Origin of the sequence: Kocuria sp. CCUG 69068, from assembly GCF_020833785.1 — a bacterium.
GTDB classification, from domain to species: domain Bacteria; phylum Actinomycetota; class Actinomycetes; order Actinomycetales; family Micrococcaceae; genus Kocuria; species Kocuria rosea.
Genome location: NZ_PDDL01000273.1, coordinates 1 through 516 on the forward strand (window position 1 = coordinate 1; position 516 = coordinate 516).

Genomic DNA, 516 nt, shown 5'->3' on the forward strand with positions numbered 1-516 from the left:
CCGGGTCGCGGCCGTGCGGGCCCTGCTGCCGGAGGCCGAGCTGCGGGTGGACGCCAACGGCGGGTGGGACGTGCCCACGGCCCTCGCGGCCCTGGAACGGCTCGGGCGGCACGGGCTCGCGTACGCGGAGCAGCCCGTGCCCACGATCGAGGGCCTCGCCGCCGTCCGGGAGGGCCTCGCCGACCGGGGCGTGGCGGTGCTGGTGGCCGCGGACGAGTCCGTGCGCAAGGAGGACGACCCCCTGGCGGTGGCCCGGGCGGGCGCCGCCGACCTGCTCGTGGTCAAGGCGGCCCCGCTGGGCGGGGTGCGCCGCGCCCTGGACGTGGTCGCCCAGGCCGGCCTGCCGGCGGTGGTCAGCTCCGCCCTGGACACCTCCGTGGGCATCCGGGCGGGTCTCGCGCTCGCCGCCGCCCTGCCCGAGCTCCCGTACGCCTGCGGGCTCGGGACGGTGTCCCTCATGCGGGCGGACGTCCTGCGGGAGCCGCTGCGGCCGGTGGGCGGGATGCTCGAGCTGCG

General features: G+C 79.8%; 1 protein-coding gene. It reads left to right on the plus strand.

Annotation, left to right across the window (positions count from 1 at the left end; genetic code table 11):
- Positions 1 to 516, plus strand: a 516-nt coding sequence (locus CRM73_RS19485; RefSeq protein WP_305067820.1) for an enolase C-terminal domain-like protein, incomplete at both ends; no start/stop codon positions are given.